We start from the raw sequence: 24,616 nt of genomic DNA, 5'->3' as shown, positions 1-24,616 counted from the left end.
GAGCAAAAAAATCCGTTTCATAATGAGTGCAATACAGAGTTAAAACGACAGGTTAGCAAACATAAAATAGCTGGTTTTCTTTTCAGTGACGTTATTCACTCGAATATAGGGCTCATTATCTAAGCGAACATTCGCTCCCAAGCCAGCCGTCAATGTAGTCGGTCCCGCCACGCGGCGATATGTCAGCCAAAGTCCTAAGGCTTCATAGTCGTAAGTGGCCACTTCTTTACCATCAATATAGCGACTATTTATAGAAAAACTATCGTTTAGTGGTGTGCTAACAAACAAGGTCGTGATAAAAGGCGCCACACTCTCCGAGATATTTTTATCATCCGCCTGAGTATCTTGATACGACATGGTCGCACGCACCAAGGTATCTTTCGCTGAGCGCCAATCCAGCTCCGCCTCTACCCCTTCAATGGTGGCGGTTAAACCAGAATCTGGTGTCAAAATGCCACCGTCCTCAATCGCATCAGTATATTTTTTATTGGATGCCACTAAGTTGGTTAAGTTCTCACGGTAGGCAGACAAATCAAACGACAACCCTAATGTCGGAATGTTTTGATAATAACCCACTTCATAGGAAGTGATCTTTTCTGCTGGTACGCCCGTTGAATAGGCAGGAATCGAGCGAAGGCCATTGAACACATACGACCAGCTGGCCTTTTGGTCATACAAATCCGGCACTCGATAGGCCTGAGATATGTTGGCACGCACCGATGACTGCGGCGTTAGCTTGTAGGTCGCACCAACCTGTGGTGAGGTATAATCGCCAGCAATCTTGCTACGCTCATACATCAGGCCCGCATTGATGATCAAAGGATCCAACGCTCGGTAACTTAAGTTAGTGGACACTCGTGCCAGCTCATCTTTGTAGTCACCATCGAAATACGTCTTTGAATGCACTGAGTCTTGACGGTAGGACACGGCATTGACCCAACGGTAATCTGAATTTGGTGTCCAAATACTTTGCAGCTCAATATCATGACGCTGCTCGTCTAAGTCTGACGTCAGATGCCCTTCAAATACTTCCGTATCAGGTAGGCTTTGTGCAAATAATTGATTCAGCACCTGACCATAAACATCCACATCATGGTCTTCAATACGTTCCGAATTATCGAAGTAGTATTGAAGTTTCACCGTATGTGTCGGGGATTGCTCAACTTCCCAACCCACTTTGATGTGCTCACGATCGCGTTCCAATGTTGGACGCGTACCGTCATAGCTCACACCAGGGACTTCGTAAAACTCGACGTCAGCGTCTAGGTTAGTCGCACCGATATCAATATCTAGTTTTTGCCCAGGTTCTTCATAAACAAAAAACATATTGCCCGACGTTTGCGTATGGCCATCGTTACGCGGATCCCCATCGCCTTTGAGATCATAGCCATCGACAGTGCCACGGGAAGCCGATACTCGATAGCTCCAATTATCCGATAAGCCACTGTATTGTCCATACATACGACGGTTACCCTGATCATCGGAGGTGACATACACATCATTACCTAAGGTATCTAATGGACTGCGAGTAATGATGTTAATAACAGCTAAGAAAGAGTTGCTACCGTAGCTGGATGCATTGGGGCCACGGTTGATTTCGACACGTTCCACATCTTCGATATTAAGCGCCAGACTTGGCCAATCCACACGAGCATAAACTGAGCTATAGACCGAACGGCCATTGACGAGCACCTGAATCCGACGGAAACGGTCCAGCTCCGTACCGTGATACGCCACTACTTTACGGTAGGAGTTCCAATACGGGCCGACAAAGAAGCCAGGGACATGAAACAGTAAGTCTTCAACATACTGAATATTAGAGCGGCGAATAAACTCACCAGATAACACCGACAAGGTAGAAGACACTTCAACTCGGGGCTGAGCCACACGAGCAGGAGTCACCACCGCAGGAATGTCACCTAGCAGCATATCATCTAGCCCTGCTAGCGAATCATCAACGCTGTCAGCGTTTGCTATACCAACATATGTTGTCAGTAATGCGCTGGTTATGAAACGAATCATAAAATCCTCACTTTCGGAAGTCATCCGCATAATATGTCCCTAGTATGCGTACTTCCTCGGAAAAGAATCGAAGCTCCTCTAGCGCTGCCTGCATTGCTGGAGATTGAAAATGGGCTTCTACATCAACGTAAAATTGGGTCGCCGTAAATTGGCCATCAAGCATGTAACTTTCAAGTTTGAGCATGTTGATACCTTGGGTAGCAAAGCCCCCCATGGCTTTATACAGTGCTGCGGGAATATTGCGAACCTTAAACAGAAACGAAGTAATATAGCGCTGCTCTGGCTCAAAGGTTGGCATTTTTTGCTGCTGAGCAAACACCAGAAAGCGCGTGGTATTCCCTTCAACATCATTAAAATGCGGCTGTAGTATCGGTAGGCCATAAAGATCTGCTGCCAAGGAGGATGAGATCACCGCTAAACCCGCTTGCTTGGATTCCGCTAGATGCTTGGCCGCACCTGCTGTGTCGTACATGGCAACTGGCTTTGCCGCAAGCTTTTTGATGTTTCGATCACATTGAGCCAATGCCTGAGGGTGGCTACCCACACTTTGCACGTCTGCTAAGGTCATACTTGGCGTGCCAATCAAACAGTGGTTAACAGGCTCGAAGTGCTCTTTGACCACATAGAGCTGCGTTCCCTTAAGCTCGCGGTAGATCTCTTCTACTCGTCCAGCGGTCGAATTCTCGACAGGGATCATAGCGTAATGGGCTTCACCGTTTTCCACTTTTGCCAAAGCTTGGCTAAAGCTGGCGCAGTTCACCATTTGCCAATCTGGGAAACAATGCTTGCAAGCGAGGTGGGAATAGGCCCCAGGCTCCCCTTGATACGCTACAATATGATCGGCATTGATCGAAACGCCAGATTGGGTCATGATGCTCACACCATTTATTGAATATAAAAGACTCTGAACCTTACCAATTTTTGGCGTTTTCCAACACTAAAATTGACAGTCAAAGCCAAAAATCATCCGATCAGACGAGTTTTATGAAGCAATTTTTTATCAAATTTATTCGTTTCTATCAGTATCTACTGAGTCCGTTGCTGGGCAATAACTGTCGCTACTACCCGACTTGCTCAGCCTATATGATTGAAGCGATTGAGCGCTTTGGTGTGATCAAGGGTATTTGGTTAGGCTTGAAGCGCTTAGGACGCTGCCATCCTTTTCATGAAGGAGGGATCGATCCGGTGCCGGAGAAGAAGTGCGACTCACACAAACACCATGAGCCGCATAATAAAGAGCGCTAGTTAAGCTGCAAATTAAGATCGCTAACCACCAACACCGCCTGCGTACGGTTATTGATGTTTAGTTTACGAAAGATCGCGGTAATATGTGCTTTGACTGTAGCTTCTGAGATATTCAGTTCGTAAGCAATCTGCTTGTTTAATAAGCCTTCATGTAAATAACACAACACCTTGTATTGTTGTGGTGTCAGTTCTGCCACACGGCGTTGCATATCGAGATCTGGCGTCGGTTGCTGCTCTAATTGCTCAGACATGCCATCTGGCAACCAAGTATCACCATCTAAAATCGCGCCGATGGCCTCTAAATACACGGCTGGTTCGCTGGTTTTAGGGATAAAGCCTAAAGCACCCGCTTCAATGACATTGGCTACCACAGCCAGATCATCACTGCCCGAAATCACCGCCACAGGAATATCAGGGAAGTCTGAGCGGATACGTATTAATCCATATAAATCACCGCTGCCTGGCATATTTAAATCCAGAAGCAACAAATCCACATCAGGATTCGCCTTGAGGCTTCCCAATGTGGATTCGAGGTCATGTGATTCTTGGATCTCTACTTCACCGAGTTGATCGCGAAGCGCCCCCGTGAGAGCGCTGCGAAATAAAGGATGATCATCAGCGATAAGAAGTGAAATCACTAGGTTTCCTTAGCATGAACGTATGATTTACTTATTTAACCTGTTATCGATCAAATCATCAACCACACTTGGATCTGCTAATGTACTCGTATCACCTAACGCATCATGTTCGTTCGCGGCAATCTTACGCAAAATACGGCGCATAATCTTACCAGAGCGCGTTTTTGGTAGACCCGTTGTCGCCCAATGCACTAGGTCTGGCGTCGCAATTGGCCCCACTTCCTGGCGCACCATCATCTTCACAGACTTAGTCAGCTCGTCATCAGGTTCAACGCCTGCAACCGGAATAATGTAAACGTAAATACCCTGGCCTTTTAGATCATGTGGGTAACCAACGACTGCCGCTTCCGCAACTGCTGGATGCGCCACCAAAGCACTTTCAATTTCAGCTGTACCCAAACGGTGACCGGATACGTTTAATACGTCATCCATACGACCTGTGATCCAGTAAGCACCATCAGCATCGCGACGGGCACCATCACCAGTAAAGTATTTACCTTCGAAGGTGCTGAAGTAAGTCTGCTCGAAACGTTCATGGTCGCCATAAACGGTACGTGACTGGCCTGGCCAAGAATCTAGAATCACTAGACCGCCTTCCACTTCAACGCCCATTTCAGTGATCAGATTCCCCTCAGCATCCACCAATGCTGGCTGAACACCGTACAGAGGCGCTGTACAGGAACCTGGTTTTGGATTGGTTTCCGTCACACGTGGCGTCATCATTAAGCCACCTGTTTCCGTTTGCCACCAAGTATCAACGATTGGGCACTTACCGTTACCGATGTTCTTGTGGTACCAAACCCATGCTTCAGGGTTAATCGGCTCCCCCACACTGCCTAGTACACGTAGCGAATCACGTTTGCTCGTTGCGATTGGCTCATCACCTTTCGCCATCAAGGCACGGATTGCCGTTGGTGCAGTGTACAACTGAGTAACATTGAACTTATCGACTACGCGACCGATACGGCCAGAATCTGGGTAAGTCGGTACACCTTCAAATAATACGCTAGTAACACCATTCGCTAATGGTCCATAAACCATGTAGCTGTGACCTGTGATCCAACCCACGTCAGCCGCACACCAGTACACATCATCTGGCTTAATATCAAATACCACTTCATGGGTAAGCGAAGCATACACTAGGTAACCACCGGTAGTGTGCACAACACCTTTTGGTTTACCGGTTGAGCCAGACGTGTACAGAATGAATAGCGGATCTTCTGCATTCATTGGCTCTGGCGCGGCTTCTGTGCTTTCTTGCGCAGCCAATTCTGCCCAATCTAGGTCACGACCTTCTACCCAATTCACATCAGCCTTGGTGTAGCGGTACACCACGACTTTTTCAACCGATGGGCAAGCATTGTTGTCTAGGGCTTTGTCGACGTTGTTTTTCAGCGGCACTAGGTTGCCGGCACGCTTACCTTGATCTGCTGTTAGGACCAGTTTTACTTCACAGTCATTGAGACGGTCCGCGATCGCAGAGGCAGAGAATCCACCGAAAATAACACTGTGAATGGCACCGATGCGAGCACAGGCCAACATGGCATAGGCCGCTTGAGGAATCATTGGCATGTAGATGGCAACACGATCACCCTTCTGCACACCTTGTTTGCGTAGCACGTTGGCAAGACGACCCACTTCATCGTGAAGTTCTTGGTAAGTCACCACACTGTCGTTGCCTTCCACGTCCCCTTCCACATAGAACGCCACTTTATCGGCTTTTTCGGGTAGATGACGATCAATACAGTTGTAAGCCGCATTCAATTCGCCGTCTTCGAACCATTTAATGCTGACATTGCCACGTTCAAAGCTGGTGTTCTTCACTTTGGTGTAAGGTTTTGACCAAGCCAAACGAAGACCTTCTTTGCCCCAAAATGCATCTGGGTCAGTGATCGATTCTTGGTAACGTTGTTCGAATTCGGCTTGGCTAACATTGGCGTTGGAGTAGGTGTAATCCATCTGCTCCGTGTATTCTGAATGTGACATGACTCGCTCCGTTGTTATTTTTTATAAGGATGCTGAAACTTACTATATCGCTTGCTCTAGGACAGGCTATCCCACTTTAGTCTAACCCTCTGATAACACTCAGTTATCAAATGAGCCCGCGTATAAGAAAAATGGTAGACGCGCCGGCACCTTTTCTAACGGGTTTTTCCAGACATATTCGATTTCTTTCTCCGCCTCTTTAATCATGAAATCACCATGTTTTTCCATCATGATTTGTGACGCCGACCAAGAACGCATAAAGGCAAAGGCCTGGGACATGGTCCAATGGCATTCCAGCTCAAAAGTTGGCGTTTCGATGGCGGTAAACGGAAATTCAACCGCGCTATATTGACCACGCAGCAAGGCGGTTTTTTCCGGCCAGTAAGGCTGTAGAATCGGTAAAAGATGCTCTTTGATGGCTTGATCTAGAGTGTTGTCGAATTGCACCCAGTTATAGCCCCAAATAAAGAGTTTACCTTCTGGCTTAAGTACGCGGCGCACTTCTGCCCAAAAACTGTCTAGGTCAAACCAGTGCAAGGCGTGCGCGACACACACGGCATCGAAATAGTTATCAGGGAAATTGGTGTGCTCTGAAGGCTGTACCGAGTAATTCACCTTGCGATGGGGCGTGGCTTTAGCAATTTGTGCTTCAGAAATGTCCGTGGCTTCCACTTGATTGAAGTAAGCAGCTAAATCAATAGAGGCCTGCCCAGTGCCACAGGCACAATCCCAAACTCGCTCGGTTTGTTTGACTTGGTGACTCAGCCAGTAATACAACTCTGGTGGGTACGTTGGCCGAACTCGAGAATAATTGGCCGCCGAGGAGGGATCGAAAGTACGCATATCTCTTCCAAATTGATTTGCACAAAAGAATAGTATCTACCTAATTACCCCATATGTATAAAGGATTTCTCGTGCACTTGCGATACCTTTGACTTGTTCCGCTTGTATCCCTTTTGTAAGCGCCCCTTCAACATTAACTCGATTGTCATCTAAAAACAGGATTTCCTCTGGCTCAACACCTAACTCATTGACCACATAGTCGAAAACTTCCAAGTCAGGTTTCACCAAGCCCATTTGATGAGAGGCAAAGTAGCTGTGAAACAAACCTGACAACTTCATCTCATCCATTAATCGCCCCCAATGAGCATCATTGGTATTCGATAATACGGCTCGATGGTAATGAGAAGGAATGCTTTGCACCAACTCGATCGCCCCTTCAAATAACCCTTTTGGCCAGCTGATAAAGTTATCCTTAAAACTCTGCGGATCTACTTCACTACCGGTTTCTTTTAATAGCCGATCAACAAACACTGGCAACGGGATTTGACCGCTGTCGAAGGCCTTCACCGACGGTGATTTAAGCCACATTTCCCACAGCTGCGACTCACTGCCCGCTTCGACTTGGAACACCTTAGCGAAATCTGCTTGTGTGCCAAGGTCAACCAATACATTGCCTAGGTCGAAAAGCACTACCTTGATCATTGACCATCCTCTAAAACTGATATAAATCAAACTTACTATTTGACACAAAAATTACTTACTAGGATTGAACAAGCCTCTTATAACATGGTTAACTGATGTTAACTTTGCAGTTAAATATTTCTGGCAGACTTTTAAGAAGAAAATTTAGAAAAAGTTAATCTCCCTAAAGGTCACATCAAAAGTGCCGCTAAACGATTTGTGTAATTACATATTAAAAGGAATACACATGAAGAATTTTCTTAAACTTTCAAGTTTAGCTACCCTGGTAGCATTGTCGGGAAATTATGCCTTAGCAGAAACTGCGACAGGTACGGCTTCAGTGACCGTATCGAATGCGTTTACACTGGCACAAACAACCCCTTTAACTTTTGGTACCATTCGCGCTCAAGTATCCAGTACAGACGGTACTCCAAACGTTGTCACTATGACTCTGCCAGCAAACGGTACTAACCCTAGTGTTGCTGAAACGGTTGCGGGTACAGGTAACACGACGGATGCCAGCATTAATATTATTACTCCTGGAACACCTGGAACGTTTAGTGTTTCGGCGGCTGCACCAAACTCCGTATTGACTATTACCTTTCCGGCGTCTGCATTTGATTTAACAACGGCATCAGGTGGCGCTACTTTCTCAGCCGCCATCAACGATGCTTACATCACTTCTGGACCAAATGCGAACAGAACTTACAATGCAACAACCGACCCATTACTAACAGATGGGACTGGCGCAGTCACATTCAATGTTGGTGGTACACTGTCAACACAAGCTGGCGGCTTCGCTACAAACTACCGTGACCAGACTTATTCTGGCTCCTACACCATGACCGTCAATTATTAATCTGCCGTTAGTAATGCGATCAACAAAGAAGTTATTTCTTTGCTGCACTACTCAAGCTCTTACTTTTGCATCATTCAGCAACCATGTTATTGCCGATGTTGTAGAAGCTAGGAGCTTGAGTTTTGGTTCTATTGCAATCATTTCCAACGACAGCCAAGAGTTTGTCAGAATTTCCCATACCGGAAATGTAAGTACGTCTACCCATGTTATGGTCGTTACTCCCCCGGTTACAGGCGAATTCATCTTGTCTAATTTTCCTGCTAATCAGCGCTTAAGCATTTCCGGTCAGGCTATCTTACCTTCAAGTATCAGCTCTCAGTATTCATCGGAGCAATTTAGTTTAACGGACGTTGATGTTCCCAGTGTCATCTTCAGTGATGCCAGCGGTTCCGCTATATTGCCAATTGGAGGTACGCTTAGCACTTCTGGTTCAGGAAGCAATTCTTATATCGATACCGATTACACCATCCGATACCAAATCTCGATTAATTATTAAAACGAAGATACCTATGCCCACACTTTTTTCTCGATTTTTGATTACTGCATTTGCCTTTTTTTTATCCTTCAACTCATATGCAAACCTACTGATCTCACCGCTGAGAGTTGTGCTAGACAGTCAACAAAGATCAAGTAGTGTCACTTTGATTAACTCAGGCAATGAAACCAGAAGCTACCGAATCAGTTGGTCGCAAAAAATTGCCCTGTCTCAAGGTGGATACCGAGATTTAACCGAAGTCGAACAACAGAACTATGCTGGATTAGAGAGAATTGTTCGAATAAGTCCTAAGCAAGTAACCCTCTCTCCTGGTCAACGCCAGTCGGTGAAACTATTATTGCGAGACCCTGGCACGCTCCCGAGTGGAGAGTATAGATCACACCTAACTTTCACCGCCTTGCCTGTACAACAAAATGGGGGTGAACAAAATAGCTCAGGTCAAACAGGGATCAATATAAATGTTTTGATGGGATATACCATGCCTGTCATATATAGAACTGGTGCCGTAAATATCGCCCCTATAATTAATGATTTATCTCTGGTGACCATTAAGGAAACTGGAGCTACTTTTATCAAGGTTCAACTATCACATAATGATTTATTTAGTTCATCTGGTCGCCTAGTCGCCTATTGGACAGCTAACGGCCAACAGCCCCAGCAAGTTGGACTGTTAAATGGATTTAACTTCTATCCTGAAACAAAGACTGCCGAAGTCAAAGTTCCTTGGAATAACTTTAAATTAGAAGCAGGAACACTGGAAGTTCGCTATGAAGGACAACAGGAATTTAATGGACTACTATTGGCTCGACAGATTCTGGAAATTACCCCAGCAATGGTTCGTTCAGTTCAATAAGGTGATCGCCTGATGCGTTTAATTCTTATTAGCGCTCTAGTACTGAGCGCTAATTTTTCTTATGCTAATGAAATTCTTGATCGTCTTAAAGCACGCTATAAAGCGATTGAACAAGGCGAAGTTGCACTGCCTAATTTAAAGGAGTCCCCCAAAGCCCCATTACCCACCTCGACAAAACCAAGCGACGTTATTCAACTAGATTCTTCTGATGTGCTCATACCCACTGGCGAAGAATTAATTGTCACACTGTATTTTGACAAATATTCGCTTGGCGATATTTTTGGCGTAAAAACCGATTCCGGCGCTGCATTTAGTCTTGCGGACATTGCAACCGTATTAGACTTTCCAATCACAACTCAAGCAGAAGCACCTCAAGCCTATGGCTGGATTCGCACACCGGAAAATACATTTGATCTGACCATAACCGATGGTAAGGGCACAGTTTCATTCGCAGAACAAAGCTATCCTATAGATAAAAACGCAATTGTTAATATCGATGAACTTTATGTTGATCAGACCGCTTTAGAGCAGTGGTTTGACATAAAAATCGACATCAATTACCAAGAACTGAAAGCCTATATTTCATCTACCACCCCCTTACCTGTGCAAGAAAAGATCGCACGTCAAAGCAGGTCGGGCTTGATTCAAGCAACAGCCAACGTGGCGCAAAAACCCTTGGCAAAAAATGAATACACTCCACTTTCGCTTCCGCTAGTTGATGTTCAAGCGTCAACTAGCTGGGCGCAGAATCGAAGTCAGAGCAGTAATCTATCGGTATTAGGCGGTAACGATCTCGCCTACTTTAATACCCAATACTATTTAGCAGCTAACTCTGAAATTGGCCTAACGGGAGCACGCTTTCAAGCCAGTAAAACAGCCTCAGACGCTAGCCTACTGGGGCCTCTAAACGCCAGCGTTCTTGAAATAGGCGATATTCGTGCGACACGAATAAGCAGTACCTTAAACTCAAGTAACGCTGTTGGTATGCGAATCAGCAATGAAAAAATTGGTACCGTAAATAACTCCACCATTGATCTATTTGGTGACATCCAACCAGGATGGGACATTGAAATCTATCGCAACAATTTGTTGATCGCTAGCGATACCAATATTGAGAATGGTCGTTATAGCTTTGATAACTTACCTCTTGTGTTTGGCGCCAACACGGTCGAAATCGTTTTCTATGGGCCGCAGGGCCAAGTCGAACGTGAAGTAGAGAACTACTATATCGATAACACTGGACAAAGTGCTGGCAGCTTCACTTATGACATAAGCCTTTACGAAGATGGTAAAGAGCTGTTTGATAGCTTCTTGGACAGCCAAACCGAAAGTCAGTCCTATGGCACGACCCTCGCGGGTCGAGGTGTATTAGGCTTAACAGATTGGATGAGCATTAACTTTGGCCAACAAACTCACCTAGACAATGAATACCGTGAATACGATCGGCAATCTGTCGGATTCACCACCTCTATTTTCGGTCAAGCGCTATTCTCAAGCGATTACATAGTAGCGCCTGACAGTTCATCTACTGAAGAGCACAGTATTGCCACCCAAATACTTGGTCAATCACTTGATTACTCTATTTCAAAGAGCACATTCCGTGATGAGTCAACCCAAGAATGGCGTAATAGCCAATCAGATGAGCTCACCCTTTCTGGTAGGGTTGCCCCTCTTAATCTCTCCTACCAACAAGATATTGAGCGCAGAGAAACAGAAGGTAAGACCGATTACCAATATAGAAACCAAGTCTCAACCAGCATTAAGGATATCTACCTTAACCATGAGCTCGAATGGGGATCGCTTGATGACTCTAAAGAAGGCCGCTGGCAGCTACAGAAATATATTGATGGTTATTTTGTTCGGGTAGGCAGCAGCTATACAATCAACCCAAACTTTCATACCAATGGCATTTCTACTGAGATCAGTGGTGCGCCTTTTGAAAACATACAAGCCCAAGCAAGCTACTCTAGAAACCTAGACACTAAAGTAAATAATATTGCTTTAGCCACAAGTTGGCGTCCTAACGACTTCAGCTTACGCTCTCGGATCGCCTACAACGATCTTCTAGGTTGGAGTGCAGACCTATCAGGCCAAGTCAGTATTGGACAGATACAACAGGGCTACTTTATCTCAAACCGATCATTGGTTAGCCAAGGATCTTTGTCTGTTTTTGTCTATGAAGACATCAACAACAATGGCATTTTTGATAATCAAGACAGAGCGCTTCCTGAAATTGACATTCTGAGTAAACAAAGTTTTCGACGCGCTAAGACAGATAAAAACGGCATAGCGGTCTTAGAATCACTACCAAACTATCGCCAGACTGATATTGAAGTAGATGAAGGAACCGTACCTAACCCATACTTAATCCCAAGGGGCAAAGGTGTCTCTGTCATCCCTCGCTCAAGTGTGGTTCAACATATTGAAATCCCAATGATCAACTCTATTGAGATTGAAGGCAAAGTAGCTGAGCTCACCTCAGATAATCAAACACGCCCAATGGCCTTCGTTCCAGTTCAGTTACTGGATGAATTTAATAAAGTGATTGATGAGGTCAACACCGAGTTTGATGGCTACTTTGTCTTTACCAAAGTAGCGCCTGAGCCGCATTCCATTCAAATAAAGCCGAATTATTTGGAGCAAAGAAGCTATTTACCCCAAACTGCTAAGAAAATTGATCAAACGCTTGCGGTGGACAACCTCATTCTTGGAGAAAATTTATTTATCCGAAAAAGCAACGAGATCAATGGCTTTAGCAGTGAGATTAGAAGCTTTACTTCATTGGGGGCATTAAGAAGCTATTGGAGCATACTGAGAAAAAAACAACCTCAAGTCATCAACTACAGCTACTTCTATAAGCAAAACAACCAAGATTACACTCTATACATAGGCTTTTCTCCGGATCAAAGGCAAGCCCAAACCATATGCGGTGAATTAACATCCATAGGCTTAGATTGTAACGTACGGGCCATCACTCGCCGCTAGTCTCATTGACTAGCGGCATTCTCACTACAAGGATAGGAAAGGATCCCCCTTATAACGGGTTACCAAGCAATCGTGCTGCATCTGTTTTAGCTTATTACAAAAATCGACGCTGTAAGCTTTTTTCAAAAAAGGCCCGACGATGAGCTGGTAGTAAGTTTTGCCCTTCACTTGGTGACGGTTAATCAAAGGTGCTGTATCGGCGAACTCTTCAGCGTATCGCTGAGTGATGGACTGCCAGCCTTGGATCGCTTGGCTCTCAGAACCATAGGCGGCCAACTGAACGCCATAGTATTGAGCATTGGCACTGGCATCCGCTTTAGTTTTAGTGCCACCTTGGAACTCAGCCGTCACGGCATTACTCGGTGGTGCTTGACGAAAAGGTTTATCAGGACGAGCCGTTGAGGAAATAGGAGCGGTTGCCATCGCTGGTTTTGCATTAATGTCTGCCAATGCGGCAGATGGCATTACGGGGGCTTGATTGGCTCGTTGTGCGGCTTGCGCAGCAGGCGCCATTTCTTGAGTTAAGCTTTCGCTCGACTCAGGTACCATATCCAGTGTTTCCACCAACAGTTTTAAATCGGACTCAAGAGCAAGGATGCGCTGCAGCTGGGGCTTCATGTCCTCCCATTCTTGCTGCTGAGTTTGTAACGCTTCCTGCAACTCGGCATTGGTCATAGTGCCTTTTTTCTCAGGTGTTAGAGTACAACCCGCTAACCAAAGCGCCCCTATACAAACCACTAATAACTTCAGTCTCATACATCCCCTCCATCAATTGAGACATCTTACGATAACACTAGGGCGTTTGTCCCCCAAACTAATACTCCGTAGCGTAGGCATTTTCCGAGCAATATCCAAAGCGCCGACGACAGCCAATGTAGCCTTGCCACACCCGCCGCCAAACACAATGCATCGCCCACAATCGGTAACCAACTGAATAATAAGATTGGCTGACCAAACCGCTGGATCCACTGTTGTACCTGATGTAAACGCTTCGGCGCCACCGGAAACCAACGTCTATCCTGAAAATGCAGCAGGTATTTGCCCAGCCACCAATTGGTCATGCCACCTAAAGTATTACCAAGTGAAGCGGTTCCCCAACCTAATAACGCTAATTCAGGATAACGGGCGACAAATCCTAGCAACAGTAACTCTGACCCCAGCGGCAACAAGGTCGCCGCCAGAAAGGCAATAAAAAATAAGCCGACTAACTCAGGTGCCGCCTCTAATACTATATTGATATGAATTCACCTTTACATCACGCTTTACGTAAAACAACCGAGATACACATTATTAGGCCTCGGTTTTGCGTCCCGAACATAGTACTTTTAATGGTTATCTAACATACATTTTTATGACAGCCTAACAAGATACTGTCATGAAACCTGAGTATACTGCTTATTACTATTAAGGCCTTAAAATTGCATAAGCAAATAAACGCTCTCAGCCATAAAAGGGATCTTTTATATGCCGTTTGATATTCCAACCGAGCTCGACTCCCTCTACCATCATATTGATAAGGTAATCCTGTCTCGACAACACCCTGTGACTGGGCTTTTTCCGGCCAGCACCAGTATTAATACCCACGGCGATTACACTGACGCCTGGGTTCGAGACAATGTCTATTCCATTCAAGCGGTTTGGGCCCTTTCACTGGCCTATAAGCGTGCCTCAAATCCGAACAACCGCGCACATGAATTAGAGTATGCCTGCATTAAAATGATGCGTGGTTTGTTGTTTGCCATGATGCGTCAATCCCATAAGGTGGAAGCCTTTAAAGACTCTTTGGACCCCAAAGACGCCCTGCACGCTAAATACGATACCAAAACCGGATTAGAGGTGGTGGCGGATGATGCTTGGGGACACTTGCAAATCGATGCGACTAGCTTGTACTTGCTGACCATGGCACAAATGACCAAGTCCGGTAGCAGCCTGATTTACTCGCGCGACGAATTTAATTTTATCCAGAATCTGATTTACTACATTTCACGAACCTATCGTACCCCTGACTTTGGTATTTGGGAGCGTGGTAACAAGGTCAACAACGGTAAAGCGGAAATCAACGCCAGCTCAGTGGGTATGGCCAAGGCCGCCTTGGAAGCCCTTGATGGTTTAAACCTGTTTGGTGAGGACGGTCCAGAATGGGCGGTCGTGCACTCGTTCGCGGATGCAGTGGCACGTGCCGGCTCAGTATTGGAGTCTTTGCTACCCAAAGAATCTCGTTCCAAAGAAGTAGACGGCGCCCTATTAAGCATCATCAGTTACCCTGCTTTTGCCGTAAACGACGAAAAATTAAAACGCAAAACACGCCAAGAAATTCTCGACAAATTGGGCGGTAACTACGGTTGTAAACGCTTCCTACTCGATGGCCACCAAACCGTGATTGAAGACCACAGCCGTATTTATTACGAATACGACGAATTGATCAATTTCGAACACATTGAGTCCGAATGGCCGCTATTTTTCACTTACCTCTACATTGACCGTTTATTTGCTCGAGATTGGGAAAGTGCCAACTACTACCGTTATCGTCTAGAAAGCCTGATGGTGGAAAAAGACGGTGAACGCTTATTGCCTGAGCTGTATTACGTTCCAGAAGAGCACATCCTCGCGGAAAAAGCGGCTCCGGGCACCCAAGCTCGGGTTCCAAACGACAACTTACCCTTGGTATGGGCGCAAAGTCTTTACCTTGTTGGTCGCATGCTCGATGACGAGCTGATCACCACGGAAGATTTGGATCCGTTAGGCTTGCACAAAAAGCAGCATATCCATCGCAATGTCAATATTTCCCTCGTGGTGTTGGCCAAGAACAACAAGATCAAGCAGCAGCTACTCGATGCCGGATGCCTATGCCAAACAGTGGATGAAATCGCACCGATTCAGATCGTCACGTCGGAGCAATTAATTGAGCTGTATCGTAATGTAGGTGCTTCAAAAGCACTCGGCTTAAGCGGCCGTCCGAGCCGTGCGCTCAACAGCCTCGCCATTGCGCAGCCGTTTGTGGTCAACGATCAACGCTGTTTATGTCTGCCTTGGTTCCAAAATGCTGACCGCGACTACCGTAAAGCTGATCCGGCCTTGTTTGAGCAACATATTCGCAACGAGTTATCGGTGATTTCGGAAAGCTGGTACTACCCTGCTAACGCGGTATTTGCCGTGTTAATTGATGAAGCGCTGGCGGAAATGAAAGGCGCGGCCAAGCTGTTTGAATTTTTCCGTGGTTTGCAAAAGCGTGAATTCAGCGAGTTTCGCGTGATTCCACAATCGGCGAAAAACGCTTTTAAATCCGGCAGTCGTCGCCTGATGAACTTTGACATGCCCCATGGCTATAAATTGGGCACTCAGCTGCCGGTCTATGAAGCGCCATGGCCGATCTCAAGTGTGGTTGATCAGACCATCTATGACTATCAGCATTGGAGCATCAGTCAGCTGATGCAACATTTACAAGAACTGCCAACGCTAGAAGATGCCACAGAGATTCTGCTGCAGCTGGGCCGACGTCACGCGCTACATGAGCAAGTGACTGAAAAGAACGGCGAGCCGATCACGGTACGCAATGTCTTGGATTCGGTGTACACCAATGCCTTGATTCACCGTAATTGGTATTGTGTGCGCCAACTGTACTCACTGATGCTCAAGCCCACCACAGATATGGCGACTCATGCCGCGGAAATCACCGTGCGTCAACGGGTATTGATGATCGGTCAGCGTTCAGAACAGCAAATGAGCATCACCACGCCATTGCATCACAAAGATGTGTTTAAGGCGATTGCACAAAGCTCAGACTCGCTGTTGGCGCAAGTGGTTTACCATGAACTGCTTTCCATCACCGGCACCTTGATGAAAATCCATCCCGAGTATTTTGCCGGTGTGCGAACCATTCGCTTACATAACTTAGGTTTGCTCTGTGCCCATAAGTTTGTTGAGGATGACGAGTGTGACAACATCGATGTCATTAAAACCCTCGCCTCGCGCTCGCCCATGGCGCTGTACGAAACACTGCGTCGCGTTTTGATTGAGAAACACAAGGAGTTTACTCACGTGGTCGCCAGTGTGCGCTACCACCAACGAGTGGATTCTCAAGCGGGGCGCACCAAAGACATCGATTGGTTTGAGTGGCGTACTGGCCAAGGCCTGATTACCAAGCTGCCTGAAGCCATGTTGCTACAGCTATGGGACAGTCTCGCGCAAACCAACCACATTGTATTTGGTGACCCGCAAAGTAATACCATTCTCGACTGCAAACGTACGCTGAGTTCAATGACCCCTGGGGAAGATACGTTTGCGCATTTGATTGAGTCCCTGACCTTTGATATTTCGCCAAGCTGGTATAAGTGCCTAATCTTTGAAGGTTTGTATGCCTTTATCCAATTTTGCCAGAAACATCCGGACGGGGATTTTATTGACGAAGTAAATTTACCAGTTTTGGTTTCCAAAGCAGCGATGGATCATGTAAAACAATATAAGACAGACCACCCTGAGGTGGATAACTACGACATGGCCTTGGATGAATTTGCCCAGTTAACCCCCAACAAAGTGAATCATTACTTAAGTTGGGCCGTTACCAAGCTCCACAGTCAGCAACGTCATACATTAAAAAAATCGTAATTGGTTGGAGAAGTAAATGGATCTTCTGAACGACGTCATCAACGCTCGCTGTTCCGACCCCTTTAAATGTCTTGGTTTGAAACCCAATCAAGACAAAGGACTGACATTAACGGCATGGCGTCCCGACGCCACCAAAGTCGAAGTACTAGAAATTGATTCTGATACGCTTATTGGCACCATGAGCGCAAGTAAAGACGCTGGCGTGTTTCTGTTTGAATGGCCAGCTAAACGCGCGCAAAGTCACTACCGCCTAAGAGTGTATTACGACGATACCCACTTCACCATCGTCGACCCTTATCAATTTGCGGAGGCGACCTTTGCCGATCCGGACTACCACAGCGCTAGTCTTTACAACAAAGAAGGTGCCCTGCTTCGCTCTGCCCAGGTAAACGATACACTGGCAATCAAAGGCACACGTTTTGCCGTGTATGCCCCAGCAGCGCGTTCTGTATCTGTGGTTGGTGATTTCAACAACTGGGACGGTCGCTTACATCCTATGTCGAGTAATGGGGACGGGGTTTGGCGACTTTTCATCCCAGATGTCATTGCTGGCGCACGCTATAAATATGAAATTCGTGCCAAGAATGGCGACATCCTGCCGCATCGAACCGATCCATTTGCCAAAACCATTGAGCAGTTTCCCTCCTTTGCCAGTGTGGTCTGTGACAGCTCTTATACTTGGCAAGATGAGCCATGGACCAGCCGTGAGATCCAAGATATCTACGAACAGCCAATGAGCATCTATGAGGTGCACCTTGGTTCTTGGAAAAAACAAGTCGATGGCAAATCCCTAAGCTATGCCCAATTGAAAGAGCAGCTGGTGCCATATGTGGTAGAAATGGGCTACACCCACGTAGAACTATTACCAGTGATGGAATTCCCATTTGATGGTTCTTGGGGTTACCAACCGATTGGCTTATTTGCGCCCACCTCGCGTTACGGCACCGCCGATGATTTTCGTGCGTTAGTCGATGCTTTCCACCAAGCAGGCATTGGCGTGATTATGGACTGGGTTCCAGCTCACTTCCCAACCGATAGCCACGGTTTGGCCAACTTTGATGGGACCAAACAGTACGAATATCCAGATCCGAAAAAAGGCTGGCATACGGAATGGAACTCACTGATTTATGACTTTGGTAAAGATCATGTAGTCGATTATCTGATCAGTAATGCCAATTACTGGTTAGAGGAATTCCATATCGACGGTCTACGGGTGGATGCGGTGGCATCTATGCTGTACTTGGATTACTCACGCAAAGACGGTGAGTGGGTCCCTAACGTCGATGGTGGTAACCACAACTACGAAGCGATTGAGTTTATCCGTAAACTGAATGAAACCATTTATCTCAATCATCCTCGCTGCTTTACCGTGGCTGAAGAATCGACCGCCTTCGCTGGCGTATCTAAACCAACCTATATGGACGGCCTAGGATTTGGTTTTAAATGGAACATGGGCTGGATGAATGACTCGTTAAGTTACATCAGCAAGGATCCAATTTACCGCCAATATCATCAAGGCAATCTGACCTTTTCTATGGTCTATGCCTACGACGAGCAGTTTATCTTGCCAATTTCCCACGACGAAGTGGTACACGGCAAAGGCTCAATGATTGCTAAAATGCCCGGCGATGCCTGGCAAAAGTTTGCGAACCTGCGCGCTTTTACCAGCTACATGTATTTCCATCCAGGCAAAAAGCTTAACTTCATGGGTAATGAGTTGGCACAAGGCCAAGAATGGAGCCACGAACGCTCTCTCGATTGGCACCTACTCGATGTGGACTACCACGCAGGCCAGCAACGAGTGACCAAAGCGCTAAACCATTTGTACAAAAATGAACCAGCACTACACCTAGACCACTCGGCAGGTGGCTTTGAGTGGATTAGTTTAGATGACAGCGCCAACTCAACCTTAGCCTTTGTTCGTCGTGAGAAAGAGTCCGCAGAGCATTTGCTGATTCTGGTGAACTTCACCCCCACCCCACATGGCAATTACCGCATTGGCACGCCACAAAAGGGTCGTTATGAAGTGGTGTTTAACTCGGATGAAACTGGCTATACCGGCAGCGGCTATCCGATCAAAGACAGCTATAAAACCGAGTCGATCAGCAATCACGGTAGAAAGCAAAGCATTGAAGTGCAACTACCACCGCTGAGTACCATTGCCTTGAAATGGCATGAAAAATAATGGTTAGGAGCAAAGTATGACCCGTAACTGGCAGATCAATGTGGGCTTCCCGCTACCGCTAGGCGCCACACCGACTCCAGATGGGGTCAACTTTGCGGTGTTCTCTGAGCACGCCCAACAACTGTTTCTGTGCTTATTCAATGAACATGGGGACGAGCTAGCGCGTCTCCCTTTTCAAGAGAAGCATCGTGGTATCTGGCATATGGAAGTGGTGGGGCTCAAGCAAGGTCAGCACTATGGTTTACGCGCTGAAGGTGCTTTTGATCCCGCCAACATGCTGTTTTTTAACCCAAATAAATTGCTGCTTGACCCATACGCCAAGCAATTGAGTGAGCGTTTGGTGTTCCACGAAGAGCAAATTACTCTAACCGCGGACGGACAAGCTGACCCGCGCGACTCAGCGGCCTTTGTGCCCAAATCCGTGGTAGCCTTACCTCAACCCCTGCCGCATAAGCGACCGAGCAAACCTCGTGGTGCCCAGCGCAGCTTGTATGAAATGCACATCAAAGGCTTTAGTCAGCAGTTAGACATTGCGCCTGAATTACAGGGAACCTATCTCGGGGCTTGCAGTGATGCCGCCATTGAGCATCTGCAACATCTTGGCATTTCTACGATTCAGTTAATGCCTTGCTTTGCCTTTGCTGATGAAATTCACCTGCAAACCAAAGGCTTAAGCAACTATTGGGGCTATAACCCTATCAACTTTTTTACCCCAGAACGCCGCTATGCTCTAGAAGATCCCGTGAGTGAATTTCAGCAGATGGTGGCACGCTTTCACGAAGTGGGCTTCGAAGTCATTCTCGACGTGGTCTACAACCATACGGCAGAAAGTGAATTGGATCACGGCACCACCTGTTACCGAGGTCTGGATAACCAAGTTTATTACCGTCACCAAGATGGGCAGTACCTGAACTACACCGGCTGTGGTAACTGCGTAGATACTTATCATCCAGCAACGGTACGCCTTGTTTGTGACAGCATGCGTTATTGGGTTGAAGTGATGGGGATTGACGGCTTCCGCTTTGATCTAGGGGTTGACCTTGGCCGTGAGCAACACGATTTTTCCCCGACCGCACCGTTATTACAGGCGATCCTACAAGACCCCGTTTTAAGCCAAACCACCTTGGTAATGGAGCCTTGGGACATTGGACCCAATGGCTATCAAGTGGGTCATTTCCCGCGTGGTTTTTTAGAGTGTAATGATAAATATCGCGATACCGTAAGACGCTTTTGGCGCGGCGATGCCAACACCATTCAAGAGTTTGCTACCCGTTTGATGGGCTCACGAGATCTGTTTCACAAGGGCCACAAGTGCGCCTTACATTCGGTTAACTATATTACCTATCATGACGGTTACACCTTGCATGACTTGGTGGCCTACCACCGTCGCCATAACCTAGCTAACCTCGAAGACAACCGTGATGGCCATACGGACAATATCAGTCAGAACTTTGGTGTCGAAGGGGAAACCGATGATGCTCGCATTCTCGCTGCGCGTTTAACGCAACAAAAATGCTTTATGGCAACACTGCTATTTAGCCAAGGCACGCCGCATATTCTTGGCGGTGATGAGCTGTCTCACACGCAACAAGGCAACAACAATGCCTACTGCCAAGATAACGAAATCACTTGGCTAAGTTGGCAGGCATCGGACGAACGCGATACGCTGACGGGCTTAATTAAAGATGCTCTATCATTGCGCCAGCGCTACCCGATTCTAGCGGAAGCCTTTCTGCCTGATGATCCACTTTACCAACATAAAACCAGCGATACGGTGAACTGGTTTAACGAATCAGGTTTACCCATGTCGATTGAGGACTGGCAGCATCCAGAGCGAGACTATTTGTCATTGCAACTAACAGATGCCAGCAATAATGCCAACCTTTGGTTAATTTTCTACCGTGAGGATCAACCTATTAGGGTGCACTCTCCTAATGGCTCTCGGATCAAAAGCGTGTTATTTTCAACCGACGAGACAAATCAAATTCAAGGACAAGAATTTGATCTGAAAACGCGCTCGGTGGTGCTGTTGGAGCTTCAGTCCTAGCGTTGATGCCCGTTTAGGCGGGCTTGAGTTATAAAGGAGTAACTGTCTAAGTGGCTGATATTAGTGTTCCTGACTTTAAAAAAGTCGAATCCCCAAAAGAAACCTCGCGAGAATCTCTTGCTAATAAACGTGTTTTGATTGTTGATGACATTGGCGAGATGCGATTCATGCTCAAGTCGCTGATGACCAGCTTAGGCTACAGCAAAATCGACATCGAATCCGCGGGACAACCCGCGTTAAAGCGTATCCTAGCGGGTCACTACGACATCGTACTGTCCGATTACAACCTTGGTGGCAGCATTGATGGTCAACAACTGTTAGAAATCACCCGCAAAACTTACGCTCTCGATCACTCAACGATCTTTATGATGATCACTGCGGATACGGCCTATGAGGCCGTGGTGAGTGTGTTGGAATACCAGCCAGACAGCTACTTGGTGAAACCCTTCCCGCCAGAAGCTTTTATGCGCCGTTTAGGCCGCGTGATTCAACAGAAAAAGGCCTTTCATAACTTGAACCAAGCACGCCGCCGTCAAGATTGGGATAAGGTGATTGAAGAAGCCAAGTACATCATGTCAAAGCATGCGCCTTACGCCAGCCTTTGCCTGAAATCCATTGGTGAAGCCTTGTATGCTAAAGGTGAATACAAGCAGGCTAAAACCCACTACATGCTCGTGACACAAAAGCATAAGAACTTGGCCTGGGCTTATTACGGCATCGCCCAAGCAGAAATGGCCCAAGGCCAATATGGTGGTGCGGCGAAAAATCTTGAAACCACCATCAGCTTAAGTCGCCATTTCCTGTCGGCTTATGACTTACTAGCAGATGCTCACGAGCAAATGGGCAATCTTAACTTAGCGCAGAACACACTTCGTGCGGTTTTGGATGTCTCACCGCGCTCGCCGGAGCGCAGCAAACGTTTGGGTGACATCAGCATTAAATTGAAAGATTGGGCGAGCGCAGAACAAGCCTATGCACGTATCATTCGTCTCGAGCGGGAAACCATTAACGAAACGGCTGATATGTACTACGATCACTTGCAGGCCATTACCAACCTGATTGCCTCAGGCCAAGAAAGTGATAAGACTCTGAATGAAAAATTTAAACGCTCGCTAACGCGTTTACGTATCATCGGCAAAGAAAGTCCCATTGTGGTCACTAACTCGTTTCGAATTGAAGTACAACAATACGTGACACGTAATCATCTTGGCGAAGCCATCAAGGCATGGCAGAACTGGCACCGCCTGATTCAACAAGGCAGAGCTTCGCCGCTCACTGAAGCCCAAGAATACACTCTGAAAAAGCGTCTTGGTCTGATTTAATTTTTTATAAGTACCTTTATGTCAACTGACTCCAGTCTCCACCCTTACAGCACCCTAACACCAGACACCATCATGGATGCAGTAGAAAGCTTAGGCTTCTACTGCGACCATCGTCTGTACCCACTGAACAGTTATGAAAACCGCGTCTACCAAGTCGGCGTTGAAAATTCAGCGCCTTTGATTGCTAAGTTCTATCGCCCGAAACGCTGGACAGCTGAACAAATTCAAGCAGAACATGATGCCACCCTAGCGCTGAAAAAAGCCGGTGTAGACGTGGCAGCCCCCTTAGTGATTCGGGGTAAAAGTCTGTTTCAGCACCAAGGATTTTTCTTCTCTTTAACCCCTAAAGTGATGGGTGAAGCGCCAGAACCTGGCAATCTAGATCAGCTGTTTCAGATTGGCGAAGTCATTGGTGCCATGCACCAAGCATCAAAAGACTGGCAAATAGAGCAACGCCCTTATATCTCGGCCGATGCGCGAATAGAGCGTGCCAGTCAGATCGTGGTCAACAGCCCCTATTTACCCAAGTCCATGCGTGTTGCCTACGTCAAAGTAATTGAACAATTACAGCTACGCATTCATCAAACATTAAAGTCCCATTCGAATAACAGCATCCGCTTTATTCACGGCGACTGCCATCGCAGCAATATTATTGCTCATGATGGCAGCATGACCTTATTGGATTTTGACGATTGTCGCATGGGCTATGCGGTACAGGATTTATGGCTACATGTGAGTGATGCCAACGAAAAACGCGCTCAGCTCAGTGAGTTGATTGAAGGTTATGAAAGCCAGTGTGATTTTGATACCCGCGAGCTCGATTTGATCGATGTGATGATGGCGGATCGTACCGTGGTTTATACCGCGTGGATCGCTGAGCGTTGGAATGACCCAGCCTTTCCAACCATTTTCCCGCACTTTACCGGGGAGGAATTTTGGCGTCAGCACATCCAAGACTTAAATGACATCTTGGCCACATGGGGACAATGGCGTTAGTGCTTCAATAGGGCTTTTTGCTCTTCACTTGAATCAGATTACGGTCCAAGTCATACATCAAAAATAGGACGTAGTCTCCTTGATCCACCGGCCCTTCGAGTAACTCTACCTGTAGTTGCTCGAAGTGCATAATCAGCTGTTCAGCCGTTAAGTCGCTGAGCAAAGAAATATGTCCAGAGCCTTCCAACGCATGGTGGCGCAATTCATCGCCAATCTGCTGAAACATGATTTTCTCATCGCCAAACGACACACCTATGCCCAATTCAAGCGGTAAGGGTTCCATATTAAAAACCGTTTTATAAAACGCTTGGGAACGAACCACATCGGCCACCGTAAGAACAATCAAATCAAAACGTTTTATCATTCCTTAACCCTATTTCTCGACAGACTGGCTTAACTCTTGGTCTTGGCTAACGGTAAACAACTCTGGAAACAGCTCAGCGAGCTGCAATGAGCCTAACACCAATTTATCCTTAGTACGACGCGGCAGTCGTTTCACACGGTACTCTAATTGCATCGCTTGCTGTTTGCTGCTGACTGACTGATGCCAAACCAAGGTCAGTGGCGCTTTACCACGTAAATAACGCGCTCCTTTGGTTTTGCTCTGACAATGCTCAAGAAAACGACGCTCCACATCCGTCGTCACCCCAGTATACAGAGTATCTAAACGGGTTTTGATCATGTAAACAAACCAAGGTGATATCATGTCACTCAACTTACAAAACGCCCATTAAGCCGCTTTTAACCTATCTAACTGATCTAGAATATACCTTACTAAACAAGGTTTTAACCACCCATCAAAGCATTTATCTAGGCGTCAAGAAAAGATTTTGTGCGCTTCATAAATCGGTTATGAGACTATGTAAATCTATGCAAAGACCATAGTCATTGTGGGCGCATTCATTAATATTCG

At 46.5% G+C, this 24,616-nt stretch carries 20 protein-coding genes; 10 read left to right on the top strand and 10 right to left on the bottom strand.

Going from position 1 to position 24,616, the window contains the following annotated elements; all coding sequences use genetic code 11:
• Positions 1 to 39 precede the first annotated feature (39 nt).
• Both ACOSVP_RS09575 and ACOSVP_RS09570 read right to left on the bottom strand, forming a co-directional pair.
• Positions 40 to 2,022, bottom strand: coding sequence for a TonB-dependent receptor plug domain-containing protein (locus ACOSVP_RS09575; RefSeq protein WP_487347268.1), 1,983 nt, complete (start codon positions 2,020 to 2,022; stop codon positions 40 to 42).
• A gap of 7 nt (positions 2,023 to 2,029) precedes the next feature.
• Complete coding sequence (locus tag ACOSVP_RS09570; protein ID WP_487347267.1) at positions 2,030 to 2,893, bottom strand: prephenate dehydratase; 864 nt, start codon at positions 2,891 to 2,893, stop codon at positions 2,030 to 2,032.
• Positions 2,894 to 3,006: 113 nt separating this feature from the next.
• On the opposite strand from ACOSVP_RS09570, the gene yidD reads away from it, so the two are divergent.
• A complete protein-coding gene (yidD, locus tag ACOSVP_RS09565; RefSeq protein ID WP_487347266.1) occupies positions 3,007 to 3,267 on the top strand; it encodes a membrane protein insertion efficiency factor YidD in 261 nt (86 codons plus the stop codon).
• Here yidD and ACOSVP_RS09560 read toward each other — a convergent pair.
• The 4 genes from ACOSVP_RS09560 to ACOSVP_RS09545 form a co-directional block, all read right to left on the bottom strand.
• Positions 3,264 to 3,905 carry a LuxR C-terminal-related transcriptional regulator gene (locus ACOSVP_RS09560; protein ID WP_487347265.1) on the bottom strand — a complete coding sequence of 214 codons (642 nt, stop codon included), beginning with the start codon at positions 3,903 to 3,905 and terminating at the stop codon, positions 3,264 to 3,266. The genes yidD and ACOSVP_RS09560 overlap by 4 nt on opposite strands.
• 27 nt (positions 3,906 to 3,932) lie before the next feature.
• A complete protein-coding gene (gene acs / locus ACOSVP_RS09555) occupies positions 3,933 to 5,891 on the bottom strand; it encodes an acetate--CoA ligase (protein ID WP_487347264.1) in 1,959 nt (652 codons plus the stop codon).
• A 99-nt stretch (positions 5,892 to 5,990) separates the two neighbouring features.
• Positions 5,991 to 6,734 carry a class I SAM-dependent methyltransferase gene (locus tag ACOSVP_RS09550; protein WP_487347263.1) on the bottom strand — a complete coding sequence of 248 codons (744 nt, stop codon included), beginning with the start codon at positions 6,732 to 6,734 and terminating at the stop codon, positions 5,991 to 5,993.
• Positions 6,735 to 6,770: 36 nt separating this feature from the next.
• Entirely contained in the window at positions 6,771 to 7,376 is a 606-nt protein-coding gene (locus ACOSVP_RS09545; RefSeq protein WP_487347262.1) for an HAD family hydrolase, read from the bottom strand.
• A gap of 271 nt (positions 7,377 to 7,647) precedes the next feature.
• Here ACOSVP_RS09545 and ACOSVP_RS09540 point away from each other — a divergent pair, with 271 nt between their 5' ends.
• The 4 genes from ACOSVP_RS09540 (at position 7,648) to ACOSVP_RS09525 (ending at position 12,548) form a co-directional block, all read left to right on the top strand.
• Entirely contained in the window at positions 7,648 to 8,214 is a 567-nt protein-coding gene (locus ACOSVP_RS09540; RefSeq protein WP_487347261.1) for a hypothetical protein, read from the top strand.
• A gap of 115 nt (positions 8,215 to 8,329) precedes the next feature.
• Positions 8,330 to 8,710 carry a DUF4402 domain-containing protein gene (locus ACOSVP_RS09535; RefSeq protein ID WP_487347260.1) on the top strand — a complete coding sequence of 127 codons (381 nt, stop codon included), beginning with the start codon at positions 8,330 to 8,332 and terminating at the stop codon, positions 8,708 to 8,710.
• A gap of 13 nt (positions 8,711 to 8,723) precedes the next feature.
• Positions 8,724 to 9,563 (top strand): fimbrial biogenesis chaperone, encoded by an 840-nt coding sequence (locus tag ACOSVP_RS09530; protein WP_487347259.1) that lies wholly within the window; start codon positions 8,724 to 8,726, stop codon positions 9,561 to 9,563.
• A 12-nt stretch (positions 9,564 to 9,575) separates the two neighbouring features.
• Entirely contained in the window at positions 9,576 to 12,548 is a 2,973-nt protein-coding gene (locus ACOSVP_RS09525) for an SPOR domain-containing protein (protein ID WP_487347258.1), read from the top strand.
• Between the two features lie 24 nt (positions 12,549 to 12,572).
• Here ACOSVP_RS09525 and ACOSVP_RS09520 read toward each other — a convergent pair whose 3' ends face one another.
• Together ACOSVP_RS09520 and ACOSVP_RS09515 are read right to left on the bottom strand one after the other, a co-directional pair.
• The gene (locus tag ACOSVP_RS09520) at positions 12,573 to 13,304 is read right to left on the bottom strand and encodes an SPOR domain-containing protein (RefSeq protein ID WP_487347257.1); all 732 of its coding nucleotides are present in this window, start codon (positions 13,302 to 13,304) and stop codon (positions 12,573 to 12,575) included.
• A gap of 26 nt (positions 13,305 to 13,330) precedes the next feature.
• On the bottom strand, positions 13,331 to 13,690 hold the full coding sequence (locus ACOSVP_RS09515) for a YqaA family protein (RefSeq protein ID WP_487347256.1): 360 nt from the start codon (positions 13,688 to 13,690) through the stop codon (positions 13,331 to 13,333).
• A 322-nt stretch (positions 13,691 to 14,012) separates the two neighbouring features.
• Between ACOSVP_RS09515 and ACOSVP_RS09510 the strand changes: the two genes are divergently transcribed.
• Genes ACOSVP_RS09510 through ACOSVP_RS09490 form a run of 5 tightly spaced genes read left to right on the top strand, consistent with a single transcriptional unit; the run spans position 14,013 to position 23,703 of the window.
• On the top strand, positions 14,013 to 17,153 hold the full coding sequence (locus tag ACOSVP_RS09510) for a phosphorylase b kinase regulatory subunit alpha/beta (protein ID WP_487347255.1): 3,141 nt from the start codon (positions 14,013 to 14,015) through the stop codon (positions 17,151 to 17,153).
• A gap of 16 nt (positions 17,154 to 17,169) precedes the next feature.
• On the top strand, positions 17,170 to 19,338 hold the full coding sequence (gene glgB, locus ACOSVP_RS09505) for a 1,4-alpha-glucan branching protein GlgB (RefSeq protein ID WP_487347254.1): 2,169 nt from the start codon (positions 17,170 to 17,172) through the stop codon (positions 19,336 to 19,338).
• 16 nt (positions 19,339 to 19,354) lie between these two features.
• Positions 19,355 to 21,385, top strand: coding sequence for a glycogen debranching protein GlgX (glgX, locus tag ACOSVP_RS09500; RefSeq protein WP_487347253.1), 2,031 nt, complete (start codon positions 19,355 to 19,357; stop codon positions 21,383 to 21,385).
• A gap of 50 nt (positions 21,386 to 21,435) precedes the next feature.
• Entirely contained in the window at positions 21,436 to 22,707 is a 1,272-nt protein-coding gene (locus ACOSVP_RS09495) for a response regulator (RefSeq protein WP_487347252.1), read from the top strand.
• 18 nt (positions 22,708 to 22,725) lie between these two features.
• Positions 22,726 to 23,703: a serine/threonine protein kinase gene (locus tag ACOSVP_RS09490; RefSeq protein ID WP_487347251.1), complete on the top strand. Its 978-nt coding sequence runs from the start codon at positions 22,726 to 22,728 to the stop codon at positions 23,701 to 23,703.
• Between the two features lie 4 nt (positions 23,704 to 23,707).
• On the opposite strand, the gene ACOSVP_RS09485 is transcribed toward ACOSVP_RS09490, so the two are convergent.
• Both ACOSVP_RS09485 and ACOSVP_RS09480 read right to left on the bottom strand, forming a co-directional pair.
• Positions 23,708 to 24,067 carry a VOC family protein gene (locus tag ACOSVP_RS09485; protein WP_487347250.1) on the bottom strand — a complete coding sequence of 120 codons (360 nt, stop codon included), beginning with the start codon at positions 24,065 to 24,067 and terminating at the stop codon, positions 23,708 to 23,710.
• 9 nt (positions 24,068 to 24,076) lie between these two features.
• A complete protein-coding gene (locus ACOSVP_RS09480) occupies positions 24,077 to 24,385 on the bottom strand; it encodes a GIY-YIG nuclease family protein (RefSeq protein WP_487347249.1) in 309 nt (102 codons plus the stop codon).
• Positions 24,386 to 24,616 lie beyond the last annotated feature (231 nt).

It is taken from the genome of Marinomonas sp. HM11-D, assembly GCF_057626615.1.
The sequence above is the reverse complement of the archived record's forward strand: the minus strand, read 5'-3'. Positions and strand labels throughout refer to the sequence as shown.